The organism is Massilia sp. METH4 (assembly GCF_037094685.1).
GTDB lineage: Bacteria > Pseudomonadota > Gammaproteobacteria > Burkholderiales > Burkholderiaceae_D > Rugamonas.
Genome location: NZ_CP146614.1, coordinates 897,427 through 918,919, shown reverse-complemented (window position 1 = coordinate 918,919; position 21,493 = coordinate 897,427). Strand labels below are relative to the sequence as shown.

The following is a 21,493-nucleotide window of genomic DNA, read 5'->3' as shown; positions in this document are numbered from 1 at the left end:
ATGGGCGGGGGAGGTCGCGAGCGGCGCCGGTGGTGGGCGCGCCCGTTGCGCTGGTGGCACACGGTGGCTTTCGCCACCGGCGTGCTGTGCGCCCCGTTCGGCTTCGCGGGCAACCAGAAGGAAGAGGCGCTGGCCGATGCGGTGCGCGTCGCCCTGTCCAATGCCATCCTGGACGCGCGCCCGCCGAAGCCCGTCTTCACCAATCCGGCCGACCAGCAGCGCTATGACGCGTGGGTGGCCGACATGTCCGGCCGGCTGCAACGCAAGCTGCCGGACGAACTGCATCGGCGCGAATTCCTGGAAACCGTCTGGTACGAGGCGCGCCGCGCGGGCCTCGAGCCCTCGCTCGTGCTGGGGCTGATCCAGGTGGAATCGGCGTATCGCAAGTACGCCGTGTCCATCGTCGGCGCGCGCGGCTACATGCAGGTGATGCCGTTCTGGACCAACGTGATCGGCGACAGAGACCGCCGCAAGCTGTTCAACATGCAGACCAACCTGCGCTACGGCTGCGCGATCCTGCGCATGTACCTGGACATGGAAAAGGGCGACCTGTTCCTCGCGCTGGGGCGCTACAACGGCAGCCGGGGGAGGGCGGAGTATCCGAACGCGGTGCTGAAGGCGTGGAATAACTGGAAGTAGGCGTCTCTGGTGTTGGCTCAGGAAAACCGGTGTCAGACACCATTTCGAGCTTTGCTCGAAATGGTGTCTCGTATGATGATCCCGTCGGATCTTTGGCAAAATTACCGCTGAAGGAAACGGCCAGGCAGAGTGATGTCGATGGTGTCTAAGGCCAAGAGCCTGTGGGTCAGATTGGCGCCTCTGCCTGTTTTTCATTGTTAAGTCCGGACGGTATCTTAGGCTTCGAGCCTGCATACGAGGGTGGTCAACAAATGAATTTCGTAGGCACGCCAGTAGTAGGAATTGATGTCAGCAAAAGCAAACTGGATATAGCGTTGCTGAAGAATGGGAAGCTCAAGAGCAAAGTGCTTCCGAACAACAGGGACGGTTACGCAGAGCTGATAAAGTGGTTGAAGAATCAGGATGTTACGCTCGATGCGGTCCATATTTGCATGGAATCGACAGGCGTGTACAGCGAGCCTGTTGCCCTGGCATTGAGCGACATGGGCATGAAGGTGAGCGTCGTCAATCCTGCCAGCATCAAAGGATTTGGCCAGAGTCTAATCATCCGAAACAAAAACGACAAAGCTGATGCAGCTCTCATTGCGCGATACTGCGCAGCGATGAGCCCAGCGCTTTGGCAGGCCCCTTCGCACGAGCAGCGGCAATTGAGGGCTTGGAACGAGCATCTGGCATCGTTGAAAGACATTCGACAGCAACAGGCCAATCGTATCGAAGCACTTGAGTTTGCAAACCAGACCGAGGTGGCAGCTCACGCCAAGACGCACTTGGATTGGCTGGACAAACAAATCAAGCAGCTGGAGAACGATATCGATGATCACATCGATCGGCATCCGGATCTCCGGCACGATGCTGAGCTGATTGAGTCGATCCCAGGCCTTGGCCGCGGGACCGCGGCCAAGGTACTTGGTCGTGTGGGGAACCTGCGGCGCTTCGGCAGCGCCAAGGAACTGGCGGCCTACATTGGGGTGACGCCACGCCAGAGGCAATCAGGCAGCTCGGTGAGGGGTAGGACTACCATTACCAGAATGGGCTGTCGCGACCTGCGGGCAGCCCTATACATGCCAGCACTTACAGCGATCAGAAAGAACCCGCTGTTAAGGGAATTTGCAAACCGGCTGCAGTCAACAGGCATGGCTAAGATGGCTGTCATCGCTGCCGTCATGCGCAAGCTCGTGCACCAGATGTACGGCGTCGTCCGCTCACGAAAGCCATTTGACCCGAATCACATGGGCAAAAGGCTTGCGGGTGAACACGGTATCTGACACCGGTGTTCGGCCGCCGTGCGTGCAGTGCAAGGCGCAAAAAAAATCCCCGGTCGCTGCAAGCGCCGGGGGCTCTGTTCGGTACCGGGCGGGCCGGTGCATGGTCAGCTCAGGTGATCGGAAATCAGCTTCGTCATTTCGAACATGGAAACCTGGGCCTTGCCGCCGAAAACGGCTTTCAGCTTGTCGTCCGCGTTGATCATGCGGCGGTTCGCGGCGTCCTGCAGGTTGTGCTTCTTGATGTAATCCCAGACTTTCTTCGTGACTTCCGTGCGCGGCAGCGGGGAGGCACCTACTACCGGGGACAGTTGGGCCGACGGAGTCATCTCTTTCATGAATGCTGCATTGGGCTTGCGTGCTGCGGGTGCTGCCTTTTTCGCTGCCGGCTTGGCTGCAGCTTTCGCTGGAGCGGCGGCCTTCTTTGCCGGAGCCGCTTTGGTCGCGGCTTTCTTGGCAGGTGCTGCCGTGGATTTCTTGGCTGTTGCCATATTCGAGCCTCCTTAACAAACACATGGAAAATTGCGCAATACAATCGCACGGCTAATATTGGTGGGCTTTTTACAAGGATGCAAGCGTTTTTCGCCTTTTTTGTGGGAAACGGCACGTAAAGAAAGGTTAATAATGACAAAAACCGCCGCTGGGCTTGCGCACAGGGCGGTTCCGGGGGATGCACAGGGCAGAAAGCCCCGTAAACACTGGCTTTAACGCAAGCCGGGCATCATGCCCTTCATGCTGCGCATCATCTTCATCAGGCCGCCGCCCTGGAGCTTTTTCATCATCGTCTGCATCTGTTCGAACTGATTCAGCATGCGGTTGACTTCCTGCACCTGCACGCCGGCGCCGGCCGCGATGCGGCGCTTGCGGGCCGCCTTGATCAGCTCCGGCTTGGCGCGTTCGGCGGGCGTCATCGAATCGATGATGCCGACCATGCGGCGCACCTGCTTTTCCGCCTGGTCCATGTTGGCGTTGCCGGCCGCCTGCTGGAACTGGGCCGGCAGCTTGTCGACCAGGCCGGCCATGCCGCCCATCTTCTTCATCTGGCCCAGCTGGGCCTTGAAGTCGTTCATGTCGAACTTGCCGCCCGCCTTCACCTTGGCCGCCAGGTCGGCCGCGGCCTTCGCGTCCACGCCCTTGCGCGCCTCTTCCACCAGCGCGAGGATGTCGCCCATGCCGAGGATGCGGTTGGCCATGCGCGAGGGATCGAAGGCTTCCAGGCCATCGAGCTTCTCGGACACGCCGGCGAACTTGATCGGCTTGCCCGTGATGTGGCGCACGGACAGCGCCGCGCCGCCGCGCGAATCGCCATCGAGCTTGGTCAGCACGATGCCGGTCAGCGGCAGCGCGTCGTTGAACGCCTTGGCGGTGTTGATCGCATCCTGGCCCAGCATCGCGTCGACGACGAACAGCGTCTCGATCGGCTTGACCGCGCCGTGCACGGCGGCGATCTCCTTCATCATCTCTTCGTCGATACCGAGGCGGCCGGCGGTGTCGATGATCAGCACGTCGTGATAATGCTTCTTCGCCCAGTCCAGTGCGGACAGCGCGATGTCCACCGGCTTGTCCTGCGCCGTCGACGGGAAGAAGTCGGCGCCGGCCTGGCCGGTCACCGATTGCAGCTGCGCGATGGCGGCGGGGCGGTACACGTCGGCCGACACGGTCAGCACTTTTTTCTTCTTCTGCTCGCGCAGGTACTTGGCCAGCTTGCCGACGGTGGTGGTTTTACCCACGCCCTGCAGGCCGGCCATCAGGATGATCGCCGGCGGCTGCTGGGCGAAGCTCAGTTGGGTGGCTTCGGGGCCGAGATCGGCGCCCATCAGGGCGCCCAGTTCGCGCTGCACCACGCCCACCAGCGCCTGGCCCGGCGACAGCGAGCCGACGACTTCCTCGCCGAGCGCCTTTTCCTTGACCTTGCCGATGAATTCGCGCACGGCCGGCAGGGCCACGTCGGCCTCCAGCAGGGCCAGGCGCACTTCGCGCAGCATTTCGGCGGTGTTGGCTTCGGTCAGCCGGGCCTCGCCGCGCATGGTCTTGACGACCTTGGCGAGGCGTTGAGTCAGATTGTCTAGCATGTCGGGTGATCAGATATGAGAGGGCGGGCACGGGCCCGGAACCGCGCCATTTTACATTAGTGCGGCAGGCGCGGTTTCCCCGCGACGGCGGTCGAAGCTCTCCAATTGTCACAGCCGTGCACACTTTATGTGCCTCTTTGCTATTTCTCATTGACAACTATTGCGACCACCTGCATCGTGCTCGTTCACTTTAACCATGGGGAGCATCATGAGCAGCGTATACAGCGGCGGTGCGGCATTGAAAGAGGCGGCGCCGGAAAGCCGCGAAGAGAAATTCGAGTTCACTGCCTCGGGCAGCGAGTATTTCAGGATCTGGATCGTCAACGTCCTGCTGACGATCGTCACGCTCGGCATCTATTCGGCCTGGGCAAAGGTCCGCACCAATCAATATTTTTATGCCAATACCCGGCTGGCGGGCGGCGGTTTCGAATACCATGCCAAGCCCGGCGCGATCCTCAAGGGACGGATCATCGCCGCCGTCATGCTGGGCGCCTACAACATCGGCTTGCAGACCGCGCCGGCGGTGGCCGCCGGCGTCTTCGTGCTGTGGATGGCCGTGATGCCATGGATGCTGTGGAAAAGCCTGCAGTTCGCGCTGTACAACAGCAGCTATCGCGGCATCCGCTTTTCCTTCCGCGGCAGCGCCAAGGGCGCCTATTTCCACTACCTGGTGCTGCCGCTGCTCGGTGTGCTGACGCTGGGCCTGCTGTACCCGTTCGTCCACCAGCGCGTCAAGCGCTTCCAGCATACCGAAAGCCGCTATGGCAACGTGCCGTTCAGCTTCGACGCGCCGGTGCGCGGCTTCTACAAGATCTACCTGGGTGTATTCGGCATGATGCTGCTGGCCATCGTCGCGATGACCGTCGTGTCGTTCGCGGGAATCGCCCTCGGGGCCGGGAAAGACCTGACGATCCTGATGGCGTTCGCTGTCTACCCCTACATGCTGGTCGTGATGTTCGTGGCCATGACGGCGCTGCAAAACCTGATCTGGAACCACACCTATCTCGCCCAGCATCGCTTCCGTTCGACGATGACGCTCAAGGGCATCGCCTGGCTGTACATCACCAACACGCTGGGCATCCTCTTCACACTGGGCCTGTTCATTCCGTTCGCCACGGTGCGGGCGGCGAATTACCGCCTCGCGTGCACTTCGCTGGTCGTCGAGGGCAGCCTGGATGACATCACGGCCGGCCAGCGCGCCGAAATCGGTGCGATCGGCGAAAGCGCCGCCGACCTCGGCGGCTTCGACCTGGCCCTGTAACGCCATGGCGGAAGAACTGACCGGCAGCTACTTCGACGGCCTCACGTCGCGCGCCCATCGCGTGACGCTGGCCGTGCGCGATGGCGCCGTGCACCTGGCCGGCGACGTGGAACGCAGCACGCCACTGGCGGAGATGCGCGTGGCCGAGCGGATCGCCCGCGCACCGCGCAAGCTCACGTTCCCCGACGAAGCCACGTTCGAAGCGGACGACCAGCAGGCGCTGGACGCCCTGCTGCACGCGACGGGCCATCGCGACACCACGGTGGTGCGGATGCAGCAGAGCTGGCGCGGCGCGGTGGCAGCGCTGGGCGCGACGGCCGCCGTGCTGGTGCTGGGCTACCTGTTCGTGCTGCCGGTCGGCGCCGACCTGGTGGCGCGCAACCTGCCCGTGGCGGTCGAGCGGCAGATGGGGCAGGGCACGCTGGCGCTGCTGGACCGCCATGTGTTCTCGCCCAGCCAATTGCCGGCGGCCCGGCGCGGCGAACTGGCCGAGCGCTTTGCGCGGCTCGTGCCGCCCGACACCTTCGACGGCCCGGCGCCCGAGTGGCGCCTGCTGTTTCGCAAGAGCCGCATCGGACCGAACGCGTTCGCGCTGCCGTCCGGCGACATCGTGCTGACCGACGAGATGGTGGAGTTGCTCGATGACGACGGGGCCGTGATGGCCACGCTGGCGCACGAACTCGGCCACCTGCACGGACGCCACCTGACGCGCCGGCTGATCCAGGGCTCCGCCGTGGCGGCGGCCGGGCTGCTGCTCTCCGGCGATGCCAGCTCGCTGGTGGCCGGCCTGCCGGCGCTGGCACTCGACCTGCACTATTCGCGCGACGCCGAGCGGGAAGCCGACGATTACGCGGTCGCCCTGCTGCAACGCAATGGCTTGCCGCTGGCACACCTGGAACACGTCTTCGCGGCCTTCCAGGAACTGGAGAAGGAGGCGCGGGTGCCGGCCTACCTGTCCAGCCATCCCGACACGGGCGAACGCCTGGCACGGGTGCGCCGGCACGGCCAGGACAGTCACGGCAACGACTGATCGGGGGCGCGGCGGCCGTTGCCGCACCCCCGCTTTTCTCCATCAGTGGGGCAGGACCAGCTTCACGATGGCGGAGTTGGAAATCAGCGCGAACGTGTGCAAGCCGGTCGGGCCGAGCATGCCGTCGGTCACGATCGGGGCGGACAGGGCGCCGGGCAATGGACCCAGCACCGTGCCCTCCATGCCCTTGCTGCCGGCCACCACGGTGCGGCTTCCATCGGCCTCGATCCGGTACACCGTCTCGCCGTCGTACCCGTAGCGCTTGCCGTCCGGCGCGCGTGCCACGTCGTCGGGGAGCGCCGTCACCGTCGTCACCGTGCCGTCCTGGGCGACCTTGCGCAGCACGCCGCCATCGTCGTTGACATACAGCGTGCCGTCCGGCGCGATGCCGGCGAAGGTCGGCCAGACGAAGCGCGCCTCCGGGCCCTTGCCGTCGACGCTGCCGCTGGCGGCGAGCGTGCCCGCGATCAGGGTGGTGGTGCCGTCCGGCCCGATCTTGTACACGGCGCCGCCGGGCATGCGGTAGCGGCCGTTCAAGGAGTTCTGCTCGACGACATACAGGTTGCCGCCCTGGTCGGCCAGCAGGCCCGCCGGCCGGCCGAACTGCGCATTCCGGATCACCGTCGTCACGTTGCCGGATGTATCGATCCTGCGCACATACAGTCCCCGGTCATTGCTGAAGCCGACGGGCTGGTTGTAATAGACCGGTTGATCGGCAACGTACACGTTGCCGCGCAGGTCGGAAGCAACATACTTGGGATCGACGAAGCGCGCGGCGGCACCCGCGCCGTCCACGTCGGCGACGGCGTCGTCCTCCAGGCCGGCAAACAGGGTGGTGGTGCTGCCTTGCAGCACGTGGATTTCACCTTGAGTGGCGAGCAGCAGCCGTCCCGCCGCATCGCTGCGCACGAGCGCGAAATCGGTCCGGCGACTCGTGCCGTTCACGACGGGGACGACCGGGCGGCGCAACAGTACCGTGGCCAGCCCGTCCGGCGCCACGCTCCACACGACCTGTTCCTTCGCGTCCCATGCCAGCAGTGCAAGCGAGCCGTCGGGCCGCGCGGCGATGCTGCGGGGCCTGAACGGGAAGGTCAGCACGGGAACGCCCGCGCTGTCGCGCGGCACGATCGTCGTCACGGTCCCATCCATCGCGATCCGGCGGATCTGCTCGTCGTCCACCATGTACAGGCTGCCGTCGGCGGCGCGGGTCAGGTCGGACGGCGCGCTGAACACCGCGGCGGCGCCGCGCCCGTCCAGGGGCGCCCCGCATCCGCCACCGGCGAGCAGGGCGACGGCGCCCTGGTCGGTGACGCGATAGAGGGCGCATGCCGAGTAGCTCGTCGTCTGCACGAACAGCTCGCCGGCGGCGCCTGCGACCAGCCCGGTGGCCCCGAGAAGTTCCGGCTGCGGGCCGCCGGCGGCGGACACGTTGCCATCCGTGCCGAGTCTCAGCAATGTGCCCAGGACCCCGTTTTCGCGCACCATCCAGGCGGTGCCGTCGGCAGCGACGCCCAGCGCGTGCACGGCCCAGAATACCGGATCCTCGCCGGCCGGGACGGGGATCGACGTCACGGCGCCCGTGGCGCCGATCCGGCGCACGACCGGCAGCAGCTTCTTGAAGTCGACCACGGCCAGCGAACCATCGGCCGCCACCGCCATGTCGCCGATCGACCCGAAGCGCGCCGCGGTGCCCGTTCCGTCGACGATCGTGTGGCTGCCGAGCGAGCCGGCGAGCAGGCTGAGGCCCGGGGTGCCGGGCGAGGGGTGGACGAGCAGCGTGACCGTCTTCGTCGCGCCGCCGGCCGTGGCGCTGACCGTCACCGGCGTGGGGGCCGATAGGCCCGATGCGGGAGCGGTATAGGTGACGGATGCACCGGTCGCGGCCGACAGCGCGCCGGGTGACCCCTGGGCGAGCTGCCAGGTGATCGCGCTGTTGTCGGAGGCGGTGCCGGTCAGCGTGGCCGTGCCGCCGGGGAGCAACTGCGTCGTGCCGGCGGTCGCACTGAGCGTAACCGGGCCCGAGGAGCCGGGTGCCGTCGCCGGTGCCGGCGTGTCGGAACCCCCGCCGCCACAAGCCGCCAGCAGGCTCGCGGCCAGCAGGAACGGAGCCAGCCTTGCATAGGAGGTCATGGTCTTCCCTTTCATGATCGATTGCGATGCATTATGCGCCGCACGGAACGCGAGAAATCTCACGGAAAGCCACGCGGGCGCGGACGCAACTCTTGTTATTTCTCAACGACAGTTTTTGCCGGCGGGGCATTGTGCTCGTGCTCGTGGTCCGGTTGTGCATAACGGCAACACAACCTGACTACGACACAGGGCGGCACGGTATGATGACCGGGCAATCGCTGTGGCCGGTAAGCCCGGCCTGATCGTTCTTTCGAGGAGAAACCCGGATGAAAGTGAAGTCGATGGTGGCGGAGTGGGCAACCAAGTGGGCAACTGAGTGGGCAACCAGGTTGGGGATGGCAGTGCTGGCGCTCGGCGCCGTCCATGGCGCCCAGGCGCAGGACGTGGTCAGGCTGGGCAACCTGAAGTTCGCCCACTACGGTGCGGTCTCGTACATAAAGGAGATTGCGCCGAAGTGCGGCATCAAGGTCGAGGAACATGTGTTCGCCAAGGGCCTGGACGTGATGCAGGCGATCATCGCCGGCGAGCTCGACGTGGGCGCCACGGCGTCCGAGGCAGCCATTTCCGGGCGGGCCGGCGGCGCGCCGATCTACGTGGTGGCCGGCTTCGCCAAGGGCGGCGCCCGGCTCGTGGGCCGCGCGGATCTGAACATGAAATCGCTTCGCGACCTGAAGGGCAAGCGCGTGGGCGTGACGCGGGGTGGCATCCAGGAAGTGCTGCTGCTGGCCGAGCTGCAGCAGGCGGGGCTGACGGCTTCGGACCAGCCGGGCAAGGACGTGCGCCTGGTGTTCCTCGCCTACGCCGACTTGAACCAGGCGCTGCTGGGCAAGAACATCGACGCCATGATGCAATCCGAGCCGCAATCCTCGCAGGCCATCAACAAGGGCTTCGGCACCGAGATCATGAAGCCGTACAACACGCCGATCGGCGAACCGGTGCGCACGATGGTGATGACGGAGAAGTTCTACAACGAGCGCCGCCCGGTGGCCGAGAAGTTCATGCGCTGCTTCCTGGAGGCGACCAAGACCTTCATCGACAACAAGGCGACGGCCGAGAAGTACGTGCGCGACGTGGTATTCAAGGGCCAGATTTCGAAGGACGACTTCGAGGATGCGATCGGCAACTCGCCCTACACCTACGACATCACCCCCGCGCATATCCAGACGACCACCGACGTGATGGTGAAGACCGGCGTGGGCCGCATGAGCCGCCCGCCGCTGGCCAAGGACTGGGTCAAGACCGACCTGCTGGACCAGGCCAAGAAAAGCCTGGGCGTGAAATAGGAGGCCGGCCATGGCACGCATCGACTGGCGCGAGGTGGGCACCGGCCTCGTGGTGCCGGTGCTCGCGATCGCCGCCTGGCAGGTCGCATCCAGCCTGGGGTGGGTGAACCCCCAGGTGCTGCCGTCGCCCTGGGCGGTGGTGACGAAATGGGTTGAATACGCGTTGCCGTTGCAGCCGCACGATCCGGCCACGCAATCCTGGCTGGCCTGGGCCGCGTCCGGCGAATTGATCCACGATTCGCTCGGCAGCCTGTATCGCGTGGCGGTCGGCTTCGCCATCGGCGCCGGCCTGGCGCTGCCGATCGGCCTGTCGATGGGCGCCAGCCCGCGCGTGTATGCGTGGCTCAATCCCCTCGTGCAGCTGCTGCGGCCGATTCCGCCGATCGCCTACATTCCGCTGTCGATCCTGTGGTTCGGGCTCGGCAACCCGCCCGCCGTGTTCCTGATCGCACTGGGCGCCTTCTTCCCCGTGCTGATGAACACCATCGCCGGCGTGCGGCAGGTGGACGGCATCTATATCCGTGCCGCCCGCAACCTGGGCGCCGCGGGCAGCACGATGTTCCTGCGCGTGATCCTGCCGGCCGCCGTGCCTTATATATTGTCCGGCGTGCGGATCGGCATCGGCACGGCGTTCATCGTCGTCATCGTGGCCGAGATGATCGCCGTGAGCAACGGGCTGGGATTCCGCATCACCGAGGCGCGCGAATACTTCTGGTCGGACAAGATCATCGCCGGCATGTTCACCATTGGCCTCATCGGGCTGGCCATCGACGTGGGCGTGAACCGCCTGAACAACCACCTGCTGCGCTGGCACCGCGGCCTGGAGAACTGACATGAACGCGCACGCCAATGAACCGCACATCATCGTCTCAAGCGTCAGCAAGGTGTTCGCCACGGGCGGGCGGGAAGTCGTCGCCCTGAAGGATATCGACCTGGCGATCCCGCGTGGCCAGTTCGTCTGCCTGCTGGGGCCCTCGGGCTGCGGCAAGTCGACGCTGCTGAACGCGATCGCCGGCTTCGCGCCGCCATCCTCGGGCATCATCACCGCCGACGGCTCGGCGGTCGCCGCCCCCGGCCCGGAACGGGGCATGGTATTCCAGGAATACGCGCTGTTCCCCTGGATGACGGTCGAGGACAACATCGCCTTCGGCCTGGAGATCAAGGGCCAGCCGAGGGAGAAGATCCGCGCGACCGTGGACAAGCTGCTGGCCATGCTGTCGCTGTCGGACTTCCGCCAGCGCTACCCGAAGGACCTGTCCGGCGGCATGCGGCAGCGGGTGGCGATCGCCCACGTGCTGGCGCTCGATTCGCCGATCATGCTGATGGACGAACCGTTCGGCGCCCTCGACGCGCTCACCCGCCGCAACCTGCAGGACGAGCTGCTGCGTATCTGGTCCGAGCTCCGGAAGACGATCATCTTCGTGACGCATTCGATCGAGGAAGCGATCTACCTGGCCGACCGCATCGTGGTGATGACCTACCGCCCCGGCACGATCAAGCGCGACATCCTCGTCGACCTGCCCCGGCTGCGCGATCCTTCCTCGCCCGAGTTCAACACCCTGAAGCGCGAGCTGGGGCAGCTGGTGATGGAGGAGCAGCAGCGGCACCACGAGGACGAGGTACGGCTGGCGGCAGTGGATTGATCCGGCCCGCGGCTCTTGGTGTCGTACACCTTTTCCTGCGGAAAAGGTGTACGACACCGGTTTTCCCACGAGGTCGGCATGTTCGCGGAAAACCGGTGTCTGACACCATTTCCCAAGGGGAAATGGTGTCAGACACCAGACCCGGGCGGCTCTTGCCCCCGGTCACCAAAGCCGCGTTAGTGTAAACTGCGCGGATGCAAACCATTCTCCTGATCGCAGCCGCGCTGCTGTACCTCGTGTGCGCCCTGTTGCCCGCGGCGAAAGCCAGGCCGATTGCCGCCGTCACCGCGCTGGCCTGGCTGGTGCACGGTGCCGGGCTATGGATGGATGTCGTGGTGCCCGGCTCGCTGCGGCTGGGCTTTGCCGCGATGCTGTCGTCCGCCCTGTGGATCTCGGTGGGCGCCTACTGGATCGAAAACCGCAATTTCTCCCTCGATGGCCTGCGCCGCATGGTGATGCCGTGCGCCGCCATCGCCTGCGCGCTGCAGGCGCTGTTCCCCGGCGCGCTGATCGCGCTGGAAGGCCGCTCGCCCATGTTCGGCTGGCACATCGCGATCGCCACGCTGGCCTACAGCACGCTCACGATCGCCGCCTTCCACGCCGTGCTGATGGCATTGCAGGAGTCGCGCCTGCACACGCGCAGCGAGCAGGTCACGTTCCTGTCCGCCGCGCTGGACCAGTTGCCGGCGCTGCTGACGATGGAAAAGCTGCTGTTCCGCCTGATCGGCTTCGGCTTCGTGCTGCTCAGCCTGACCGTCCTGTCCGGCATCGTCTTTTCCGAGCAGCTGTTCGGCCAGGCGCTGAAGTGGGACCATAAATCCGTGTTCACGCTGCTCTCGTGGATACTGTTCGCCGCGCTGCTGGCCGGCCGCCACTTCCGCGGCTGGCGCGGCAAGACGGCGCTGTCGTTCACGCTGGCGGGCTTCGCCACCTTGCTGCTGGCCTATGTCGGCAGCCGTTTTGTCCTGGAAGTAGTGCTACACCGAGGTTTCGCATGACACGTGTTCTGTTCTGGCTGGCGCTCGCGCTGCTGGTGTATTTCGCCATCCGTTCCAAGTTGAAGCAATCGCAGCGCCGGCAACAGCAGCTGTGGGAGCAGCAGAGGGAGCAGCAGCAAAGGGAGCAGCAGCGGCAGTCGGCGCAGCGCGAGGTGGTGCGCGCCGAGCCGATGCTGCGCTGCGCCCAGTGCGGCGTGCATTTTCCCGCATCGGAAAACGTGCCGGTGGGCGGGCGGGATTATTGCAGCCCGGCCCACGCGCCCGTGAAATGACGCCGGCCGGGTGAGCGGCGTGATCGATACCGCGACGCCGCCGCCGGCCTTGCCCCGGCATTTGCCGCCGCATTTGTCCGCTGCTGCGCGGGAAACGTTCTGGCGCTCGCTGCAAACGCTGAACGCCACGCGCGTGGTCATCGCCCTGGTGCTGCTGGTCTACCTGAGCATCGACAGCCGCGCTCTGACCACTTCCGGCGACTTCCTGTACGCGCAAACCTGCGCCGCCTACCTGTTCCTGGCGATCGTGTTCGCGCTCATGGCCGCCTGGTGGCGCCGCCGTTTCCTGGTGCAGCTGCTTTCGCAGGTCGCCTGCGACCTGGTCGTGATCTCCCTGTTGTATACAGCGGCCGGGGGCTTGCGCAGCGGCCTGGCGATCCTCTACCTGTTTCCGCTGGCCGGCTGCGCGATCCTGGCGCCGCTCATGCTCGCGCTGTTCTGCACGGCGCTTGCTTCGCTGTACATGCTGGCCGAGAGCATCTGGCGTGCCCTGTCGGGCGCCGGCGACATGGCCGTGCTGCAGGCCGGCCTGTACGGCGCGGCCTTCTTCGCCGCCGTGCTGCTGGTGAACCGCATGGCGGCACGGCTGATCAAGCAGGAGGCGCTGGCGGCGCAGCGCGGGGTCGAGATCGGCGTGCAGCAGGCCGTCAACCGGCTGGTGATGTCGCAGGCCGGGGATGGCATCGTGGTGGTGGGGCCGGACGGCGAACTCCTGGCCGGCAACCCGGCCGCGCGGCAGATGCTGGGGCTGGCCGGCGCGCTGGGCCTGCGGCTGGCCGCGATGCCTTCGCTGCACCCGATCGCGCAAGCCTACGCCCACTGGCGTGCGAATCCAGCCCTCCACACCGTCTATGTGACGATCAAGCCCTACACAGACCCGGCGCTGCAGGAGCTGGCCGCCGCCTGGAGCGCGCGCGCCGACCTGGCCGCCCACCTGAAGGTGCGCTTCGCCGCCGCCGACACGATGGAACTGGGCACCGAGCGCAACGTGATCTTCCTGCAGGACGTGACGGCGATCGAAAACCAGGCGCAGCAACTGAAGCTGGCCTCGATGGGCCGGTTGACCGCCAGCATCGCGCACGAGGTGCGCAATCCGCTGTCGGCGATCGGCCACGCCAATTCGCTGCTGGCCGAAGACCTGGACTCGCCCGTCCACGCGCGGCTGGTCAAGATCATCGGCGACAACGTGGCGCGCGTGAACCGTATGGTGGAAGACATCCTGCAACTGTCGCGCAAGGCGCACCCGCACGACGAGCCGCTGGCGCTGGCGTCGCTCGTGGCCGAGTTGAAGGCCGAGTTCGACGAAACGCAGCGGCTCGACCCGCGCGTGCTCGATATTTCCCGCGTGAGCGACGTGACGGTGCGCTTCGATCCCGTGCACCTGCGCGCCGTGCTGCTCAACCTGCTCGGCAATGCGATCCGCTATGCCAGCAGGCAACCCTCGTCGATCCGGCTGTTCGTGGTCGGCGTGCAGGGCCGCAGCGCCGAGCTGCACGTGCAGGACGACGGTCCCGGCATCTCGACAGAGGTGCGGGCCCACCTGTTCGAACCGTTCTACACTACGTCGTCGAAGGGCACGGGCCTGGGCCTCTACCTGGCGCGGGAGCTGTGCCTGAACAACGACGCGATGCTGGACTACGAATACCGCTTCGACACGGGCCCCGTGGCCGTGCCGGGGTCGTCCGGCCGGTTCGTCATCACGTTCGCGCAACCCTCTCGAGAAGACAGGCCATGAGCTCTTCCCCCCGCGTTCTGGTAGTCGATGACGAGGACGACCTGCGCGACCTGCTGGAAATCACGCTTCTCAAGATGGGATTGGACGTGGACGGCGCCGCCGACCTGCGCGGCGCCCGCGCGCTGCTGGCCGCCCATGACTACGACCTGGTGCTGACGGACATGCGCCTGCCGGACGGCCTGGGCCTGGAACTGGTGCGCGAGATCGCCGCCAGTGGCCGCAACCTGCCGGTGGCGGTGGTGACGGCGTTCGGCAGCGCGGAAAACGCCGTGGTGGCGCTGAAGGCGGGCGCCTTCGACTACGTGACCAAGCCCTTGCAGCTCGACCAGCTGCGCGTGATGGTGCAGTCGGCGCTCAAGCTCAATGCGCCGCCTGGCGCCGCCGCGCCGCATCCCGGCCCGGTGGACAGCCGGCTGAAAGGGCAGTCGGCCGCCATGCAGGCGCTGCGCGCGCAGATCGCCCGGCTGGCCCGCTCGATGGCGCCGATCGCCATCACCGGCGAATCGGGCTCGGGCAAGGAACTGGCGGCGCGCGAGATCCACGCGCAAGGTTCACGGGCCGACAAGCCGTTCATCGCCGTGAACTGCGGCGCAATTCCCGAGGCGCTGATGGAGGCCGAGTTCTTCGGTTACCGCAAGGGCGCCTTCACGGGTGCGGCGGACGAGCGCGACGGCTTCTTCCAGGCTGCCAACGGCGGCACGCTGATGCTCGACGAGGTGGCGGACCTGCCGCTGCCCATGCAGGTGAAGCTGCTGCGCGCTATCCAGGAGCGGCGCGTGCGCAAGATCGGCGCCACCGCCGAGGAACCGGTGGACGTGCGCATCGTCAGCGCCACCCACCAGGACCTGGCGCGCTGCGTGGAGCAGGGCAAGTTCCGGCAAGACCTGTTCTACCGGCTGAACGTGATCGAACTGTCGCTGCCGCCGCTGCGCGAGCGGCTCGACGATCTGCCGGTGCTGACCGACGCGATCCTGGCCCGGCTCTCCGCCGCCAGCGGCCAGCCGGCCACCCTGGGCCCCGGCGTGCTGGACGCGCTGCGCGGCTACAGCTTTCCCGGCAATGTGCGCGAGCTGGAAAACATCCTGGAGCGGGCGCTGGCCTTTGCCAACGATGGCGTGATCGACGTGGCCGACCTGTCGCTGAAGGGGGCGAAGCTGGCCGAAGTGCCGGCCGCCGCGCCGGTTCCGGGTCCGGGTCCGGGTCCGGCTTCTGCCGCCGCGCCCCCGGTTTCAGTGCCGGCGCCGGCGCCCGGCAGCGAGCGCATGCCGCCGCTGCCCGACCTGTCCGTGCTGCCGTCGAACCTGCCAGCCTACCTGGAGCGGGTGGAGCGGGAGATCATCGTGCGCGCCCTCGCGCAGACCCAGTACAACCGCACGCAGGCCGCGCAACTGCTGGGGATCAGTTTCCGGCAGTTGCGGTACCAGATGCAGAAGCTGGGGATACAGGAGCCGGAGGGGTAAGTTGCCGGCCAGCGGCGGCTGAAGGCCTGGTGTCGTACACCTTTTCCTGCGGAAAAGGTGTACGACACCAGGCGCCTCATGTGTTCGCGGCTGGCATTCGATGCCTATCCGGCAACGTAAGAAACATTTCTGCTGAAGCATTAAGCACCGCCCCCGACCTACCACATTTCGTGGGCGAGCGTGTGCTCAACGAAGAACGCCCGTCCTTATCGCAAGCTTGAAAAGTCAACAGAATTATTAGCCGTTCTGGCAAAAAAATTCCGCCTGTAGCGCTTGTCGCGAGCAAGCGCGCTCACTACAATTAGTGCCAGAAATTGTGTGGCGCACTAAATCTAGTGCCTTCGTGGATAAATCGGTTGATAAGCAGTTGATAACCGGGTGCATAACCTGGTTGATAACTCAGTTGATAACTGCTTGGATAACTTTGACCAGCGTCAACATCCACAGAGGGCGCCAGCAGGGCGTCGCACAGCAGCCACCGGGCGAAATCCCGGCACCGGAGAGTCTGTCGGACATGAGTTCGAGGGGCCCGGTTTTGCCGTTTTCATGCCGTTTTTTGTTACGGCAGGTGGCAAAGAATTTTTTCCGAACAATCAATCGGGAGCATACATGCAATCCAACCAAGACATCACCACCCCAGCAGCATCGCAACCAGCGGTGCCAGCGTCCGCCCAGCCGGCCAGCGGCCTGACCACGGCAGCCGACCTCGGCGACTACCGCATCATCCGTCGCAACGGTGCCGTCGTGGCGTTCGAGCCCTCCAAGATCAACGTCGCCATGACCAAGGCCTTCCTGGCCGTGCAGACGGAAAAGGGTGGCCCCGCCGCCGCGTCCGCGCGCATCCGCGACCTGGCCGAACAGCTGACGAACAATGTGGTGAATGCCTTGGTGCGCCGCCAGCCTTCCGGCGGCACGTTCCATATCGAAGACGTGCAGGACCAGGTGGAACTGGCCCTGATGCGCTCGGGCGAGCACGACGTGGCCAAGGCCTACGTGCTGTACCGCGCCAAGCAGATGGAAGAGCGCCGCGCCAAGAAGGCCGCCGCCGGCGCACCGGAAGTGGCCGAGCCGCAATTCCACGTGCTGGACAACGGCCAGCGCCGCCCGCTGGTGGTGCAGGAAGTGCGCGAGCTGATCGACGCCGCCTGCTCGGGCCTGGAAAAGCACGTCGATGCCGACGCGATCCTGGCCGAGACCTTCCGCAACCTGTATGACGGCGTGCCCGTCGAGGAACTGTACAAGTCCGCCATCCTGGCTGCCAGAGCCCTGATGGAAAAGGACCCGGCTTACTCGCAGGTCACCGCCCGCATCCTGCTGCACACGATCCGCAAGGAAGTCTTCGGCAAGGAAACCCCGCAGGCGCAAGCCGCCGCGGCCTACGTGGAATACTTCCCGCAGTACGTGGCGAAAGGTATCGCCGCCGAGCTGCTGGACCCGAAACTGGCCGAGTTCGACCTGCAGAAGCTGGCCAAGGCCCTGGTGGCCGACCGCGACCTGCAGTTCGGCTACATCGGCCTGCAAACCCTGTACGACCGCTACTTCCTGCACGTGCGCGACGTGCGCATCGAAATGCCGCAGGCGTTCTACATGCGCGTGGCCATGGGCCTGGCCCTGAATGAAGAGAACCGCGAAGCGCGCGCCATCGAGTTCTACAACCTGCTGTCCTCGTTCGACTTCATGTCGTCGACGCCGACGCTGTTCAACTCGGGCACGCTGCGCTCGCAGCTGTCGTCGTGCTACCTGACCACCGTCTCCGACGACCTGGAAGGCATCTACGACGCGATCAAGGAAAACGCACTGCTGGCGAAGTTCGCGGGCGGCCTGGGCAACGACTGGACGCCGGTGCGCGCGCTGGGCGCCCACATCAAGGGCACCAACGGCAAGTCGCAGGGCGTGGTGCCGTTCCTGAAGGTGGTCAACGACACGGCCGTGGCCGTGAACCAGGGCGGCAAGCGCAAGGGCGCCGTCTGCGCCTACCTGGAAACCTGGCACCTGGACATCGAAGAATTCCTCGACCTGCGCAAGAACACGGGCGACGACCGCCGCCGCACGCACGACATGAACACGGCGAACTGGATTCCCGACCTGTTCATGAAGCGCGTGATGGAAAAGGGCGAGTGGACGCTGTTCTCGCCGTCCGAGACGCCGGACCTGCACGACAAGGTCGGCAAGGCATTCGAACAGGCTTACCTGGGCTATGAAGCGGCTGCCGCCCGCGGCGAAATCCGCGTGTTCAAGAAAATCCAGGCGCTGGACCTGTGGCGCAAGATGCTGTCGATGCTGTTCGAGACGGGCCACCCGTGGATCACGTTCAAGGATCCGTGCAACATCCGTTCGCCGCAGCAGCACGTGGGCGTGGTGCACAGCTCGAACCTGTGCACCGAGATCACGCTGAACACCGGCCCGGACGAGATCGCCGTCTGCAACCTGGGTTCCGTGAACCTGCCGGCCCACATGAAAGAGGGCAAGCTGGACCACGTGAAGCTGCAGAAGACGATCCGCACCGCCATGCGCATGCTGGACAACGTCATCGACATCAACTACTACGCCGTGGACAAGGCGCGCAACGCGAACATGCGCCACCGTCCGGTCGGCATGGGCGTGATGGGCTTCCAGGACTGCCTGCACATGATGCGCGTGCCATACGCCTCGCAGGAAGCGGTGAACTTCGCCGATACGTCGATGGAAGCGGTGTGCTACTACGCCTACTGGGCCTCGACCGAGCTGGCCGAAGAGCGTGGACAGTACGCTTCGTACAAGGGTTCGCTGTGGGATCGCGGCATCCTGCCGCAGGATTCCGTGAAGCTGCTGGCCGAAGAACGCGGCGGCTACCTCGAGCAGGACATGTCGTCGTCGATGGACTGGACCCCGCTGCGCGAACGCATCAAGCAGTTCGGCATGCGCAACTCGAACTGCGTGGCGATCGCTCCGACCGCGACCATTTCGAACATCATCGGCGTCTCGGCCTGCATCGAACCGACGTTCCAGAACCTGTACGTGAAGTCGAACCTGTCCGGTGAATTCACCGAGATCAACTCCTACCTGGTGCGCGACCTGAAGGCGCGCGACCTGTGGGACGAGGTGATGATCGCCGACCTGAAGTACTTCGACGGTTCGCTGACGAAGATCGACCGCGTGCCGCAAGACCTGCGCGACATCTACGCCACGGCGTTCGAAGTCTCGCCGAGCTGGCTGGTGGAAGCGGCATCGCGCCGCCAGAAGTGGATCGACCAGGCCCAGTCGCTGAACATCTACATGGCCGGCGCCTCGGGCAAGAAGCTGGACGAAACGTACAAGCTGGCCTGGCTGCGCGGCCTGAAGACCACGTACTACCTGCGCACGATCGCCGCTTCGCACATGGAGAAGTCCACCACGAAGACGGGCGCGCTGAACGCCGTGTCGCCGGCCGCCGTGGGCTCCTTGGCTTCCGCCTCGGCAACGTCGTCTGCCGCCCCGGCCGTGCCGACCCACTCGGCGCCGGCCACGGTGCAGGAAGTGCAGGAAGGCGCCGCATGCTACCTCCGTCCGGGCGATGCGGGCTTCGAGGAATGCGAAGCTTGCCAATAAGCTGCCAGTAAGGCGGTCGATGAAGTACTTGCGCGACTCCCGTCGAGTCGCCATCTAATATGAATACGAACTGCCCCGACGGGGCAGTTCCCGTTACCAAACGAAGGAAAGAATATGTTGAACTGGGAAGATGACGTGGCCAAGCCCGCCGCCGCGCCCGTGGCGGGGCAAATCTCCGCCGAGCCGGAAACCACCGCCGAGCAGATCTCGCACCGCGTCAACGCGGAAGACAAGCGCATCATCAACGGCAAGACGGACGTGAACCAGCTGGTGCCGTTCAAGTACAAGTGGGCCTGGGACAAATACCTGGCCGGTTGCGCCAACCACTGGATGCCGCAGGAAGTGAACATGCAGCGCGACATCGAGCTGTGGAAGAACCCGAACGGCCTGACCGAAGACGAGCGCCGCATCGTCAAGCGCAACCTGGGCTTTTTCGTGACGGCCGACTCGCTGGCCGCCAACAACATCGTGCTGGGCACCTACCGCCACATCACCGCCCCGGAATGCCGCCAGTACCTGCTGCGCCAGGCGTTCGAGGAAGCGATCCACACGCACGCCTACCAGTACATCGTGGAATCGCTGGGCCTGGACGAGCAGGAAATCTTCAACGCCTACAACGAAGTCAAATCGATCCGCGACAAGGACCAGTTCCTGATCCCGTTCATCGACACGCTGACCGACCCGGCCTTCACGACCGGCACGATTGAAAACGACCAGAAACTGCTCAAGTCGCTGATCGTGTTCGCCTGCCTGATGGAAGGCCTGTTCTTCTACGTGGGCTTCACGCAGATCCTGGCGCTGGGCCGCCAGAACAAGATGACCGGTGCCGCCGAGCAGTACCAGTACATCCTGCGCGACGAATCGATGCACTGCAACTTCGGCATCGACCTGATCAACACGATCAAGCTGGAAAACCCGCAGCTGTGGACCCCGCAATTCCGCGACGAGCTCAAGGAACTGTTCATGAAGGCCGTCGAGCTGGAATACGCATACGCCGAAGACACGATGCCGCGCGGCGTGCTGGGCCTGAACGCGGCCATGTTCAAGGGCTACCTGCGCTTCATCGCCAACCGCCGCGCCGTGCAGATCGGCCTGGAACAGCTGTTCGACCAGGATGAGAATCCGTTCCCTTGGATGAGCGAGATGATCGACCTGAAGAAGGAGCGTAACTTCTTCGAGACGCGCGTGACCGAGTACCAGACGGGTGGGGCGCTGAGCTGGGATTGATACCGGCGCGCTGGCGTTGCTATCGATGAAAGGCCTGTCGAGAGACAGGCCTTTTTGTTTTAGGGGATCGTTGCACAAAACCTTCGAGTCCTGGCACTTCGCACCCCGTCGTTTAACGCGACCGAAAAAGCTCCGCCCGGACCCAGCCGTCGAACGTCCAATCCAGATCGAATCAGACCGGCATAGCGCATTCTGGATGCTTCTTTACCGTCGGTCTCGGGCAAGCGGGAAACGTCCTCTCCCCGATGCCTGCGGCATCTCGCTCGCTTGCGATAACGATATTAATCGTCCAGCGTCTCGAGTGCCGAGTGCATGTCGCCGCGCTTTTCACGATCGGATTCATGCAAGCCACGCTCGAGCGCGCGTAGTTTGGCAGCGGCAATCATCACGACAACGACGGATGCCCCTGTGACCGCGCCAAAGACGAGCATTATCGTCCAGCTACCCGAAATCACGTACATCAGGACAAGCACTGTAATCAACGTCACCCCGGCCGCGATCATTACGCGGGCCCACAGGCGTTCAAGCGCGTTCATCTGGTCGCCGGTCAACTGTACTTGGCTCATGTATCATCCGATCGAAATGTTTGGCGGCAACAGCTTCTGCCAATAACCGCCGGCGAGTGTACGACAACTTCCTGCCCAGCGAAACCTGGGGAGCGCAGGGCGCAGGACCTCAGCTGTGGACCGTGCAATTACGCGATGCGCTGAAGGCGCTGTTCATGCGCGCCGTCGAGCTGGAATACACGTATGCGGAAGACACGACGCCGCGCGGCGTGCCGGGCCTGAACGCGGGTCATGTTCAAGGGCTACCTGCGCTTCATCGCCAACCGCCGCGCCGTGAAAATAGGCCTGGCGCCGATGTTTTCTGCCCCGGGCAGCAACACCGCAGGATGCATATCAGGCGGCCGCTTT

17 protein-coding genes and 1 pseudogene are annotated in these 21,493 nt (G+C 65.0%); 14 read left to right on the top strand and 4 right to left on the bottom strand.

What is annotated here, in order from left to right; translation table 11 throughout:
• Entirely contained in the window at window positions 1-639 is a 639-nt protein-coding gene (locus tag V6Z91_RS04080) for a lytic transglycosylase domain-containing protein (RefSeq protein WP_338766986.1), read from the top strand.
• Window positions 640-890: 251 nt separating this feature from the next.
• A complete protein-coding gene (locus tag V6Z91_RS04075) occupies window positions 891-1,904 on the top strand; it encodes an IS110 family transposase (protein ID WP_338766983.1) in 1,014 nt (337 codons plus the stop codon).
• A 104-nt stretch (window positions 1,905-2,008) separates the two neighbouring features.
• On the opposite strand, the gene V6Z91_RS04070 is transcribed toward V6Z91_RS04075, so the two are convergent.
• Window positions 2,009-2,392, bottom strand: a complete 384-nt coding sequence (locus V6Z91_RS04070; RefSeq protein ID WP_338766981.1) for an SWIB/MDM2 domain-containing protein — start codon at window positions 2,390-2,392, stop codon at window positions 2,009-2,011.
• 213 nt (window positions 2,393-2,605) lie between these two features.
• Complete coding sequence (ffh, locus tag V6Z91_RS04065; RefSeq protein ID WP_338766979.1) at window positions 2,606-3,973, bottom strand: signal recognition particle protein; 1,368 nt, start codon at window positions 3,971-3,973, stop codon at window positions 2,606-2,608.
• A 208-nt stretch (window positions 3,974-4,181) separates the two neighbouring features.
• Between ffh and V6Z91_RS04060 the strand changes: the two genes are divergently transcribed.
• Window positions 4,182-5,234 (top strand): YjgN family protein, encoded by a 1,053-nt coding sequence (locus tag V6Z91_RS04060; protein ID WP_338766976.1) that lies wholly within the window; start codon window positions 4,182-4,184, stop codon window positions 5,232-5,234.
• A 4-nt stretch (window positions 5,235-5,238) separates the two neighbouring features.
• Entirely contained in the window at window positions 5,239-6,264 is a 1,026-nt protein-coding gene (locus tag V6Z91_RS04055; protein ID WP_338766973.1) for a M48 family metallopeptidase, read from the top strand.
• Window positions 6,265-6,306: 42 nt separating this feature from the next.
• Here V6Z91_RS04055 and V6Z91_RS04050 read toward each other — a convergent pair whose 3' ends face one another.
• Window positions 6,307-8,409, bottom strand: a complete 2,103-nt coding sequence (locus V6Z91_RS04050) for a hypothetical protein (protein WP_338766971.1) — start codon at window positions 8,407-8,409, stop codon at window positions 6,307-6,309.
• A gap of 320 nt (window positions 8,410-8,729) precedes the next feature.
• On the opposite strand from V6Z91_RS04050, the gene V6Z91_RS04045 reads away from it, so the two are divergent.
• The 9 genes from V6Z91_RS04045 to V6Z91_RS04005 all read left to right on the top strand — a co-directional run bounded on the left by V6Z91_RS04045 (window position 8,730) and on the right by V6Z91_RS04005 (window position 20,579).
• Window positions 8,730-9,677 carry an ABC transporter substrate-binding protein gene (locus V6Z91_RS04045; protein WP_338771722.1) on the top strand — a complete coding sequence of 316 codons (948 nt, stop codon included), beginning with the start codon at window positions 8,730-8,732 and terminating at the stop codon, window positions 9,675-9,677.
• A 10-nt stretch (window positions 9,678-9,687) separates the two neighbouring features.
• Window positions 9,688-10,509, top strand: coding sequence for an ABC transporter permease (locus tag V6Z91_RS04040; protein ID WP_338766969.1), 822 nt, complete (start codon window positions 9,688-9,690; stop codon window positions 10,507-10,509).
• Between the two features lies 1 nt (window position 10,510).
• Window positions 10,511-11,320 carry an ABC transporter ATP-binding protein gene (locus V6Z91_RS04035; RefSeq protein ID WP_338766967.1) on the top strand — a complete coding sequence of 270 codons (810 nt, stop codon included), beginning with the start codon at window positions 10,511-10,513 and terminating at the stop codon, window positions 11,318-11,320.
• Between the two features lie 194 nt (window positions 11,321-11,514).
• Window positions 11,515-12,318 carry a cytochrome c biogenesis protein CcsA gene (gene ccsA, locus V6Z91_RS04030; RefSeq protein WP_338766965.1) on the top strand — a complete coding sequence of 268 codons (804 nt, stop codon included), beginning with the start codon at window positions 11,515-11,517 and terminating at the stop codon, window positions 12,316-12,318.
• Window positions 12,315-12,590, top strand: a complete 276-nt coding sequence (locus V6Z91_RS04025; RefSeq protein WP_338766962.1) for a PP0621 family protein — start codon at window positions 12,315-12,317, stop codon at window positions 12,588-12,590. The genes ccsA and V6Z91_RS04025 overlap by 4 nt, the downstream gene beginning before the upstream one ends.
• Window positions 12,591-12,609: 19 nt before the next feature.
• On the top strand, window positions 12,610-14,325 hold the full coding sequence (locus V6Z91_RS04020; protein WP_338766959.1) for an ATP-binding protein: 1,716 nt from the start codon (window positions 12,610-12,612) through the stop codon (window positions 14,323-14,325).
• Entirely contained in the window at window positions 14,322-15,785 is a 1,464-nt protein-coding gene (locus tag V6Z91_RS04015) for a sigma-54 dependent transcriptional regulator (protein WP_338766957.1), read from the top strand. The genes V6Z91_RS04020 and V6Z91_RS04015 overlap by 4 nt, the downstream gene beginning before the upstream one ends.
• 609 nt (window positions 15,786-16,394) lie before the next feature.
• Complete coding sequence (locus V6Z91_RS04010; RefSeq protein ID WP_338766955.1) at window positions 16,395-19,352, top strand: ribonucleoside-diphosphate reductase subunit alpha; 2,958 nt, start codon at window positions 16,395-16,397, stop codon at window positions 19,350-19,352.
• A 114-nt stretch (window positions 19,353-19,466) separates the two neighbouring features.
• Window positions 19,467-20,579, top strand: coding sequence for a ribonucleotide-diphosphate reductase subunit beta (locus V6Z91_RS04005; RefSeq protein WP_338766952.1), 1,113 nt, complete (start codon window positions 19,467-19,469; stop codon window positions 20,577-20,579).
• Between the two features lie 281 nt (window positions 20,580-20,860).
• Here the strand turns inward: V6Z91_RS04005 and V6Z91_RS04000 are convergent, their stop codons facing one another.
• Window positions 20,861-21,145 carry a hypothetical protein gene (locus tag V6Z91_RS04000; protein WP_338766949.1) on the bottom strand — a complete coding sequence of 95 codons (285 nt, stop codon included), beginning with the start codon at window positions 21,143-21,145 and terminating at the stop codon, window positions 20,861-20,863.
• 107 nt (window positions 21,146-21,252) lie between these two features.
• Between V6Z91_RS04000 and V6Z91_RS03995 the strand changes: the two are divergent.
• A pseudogene (locus tag V6Z91_RS03995) lies at window positions 21,253-21,445 on the top strand (ribonucleotide-diphosphate reductase subunit beta); the annotation flags it as partial.
• Window positions 21,446-21,493: the final 48 nt, after the last annotated feature.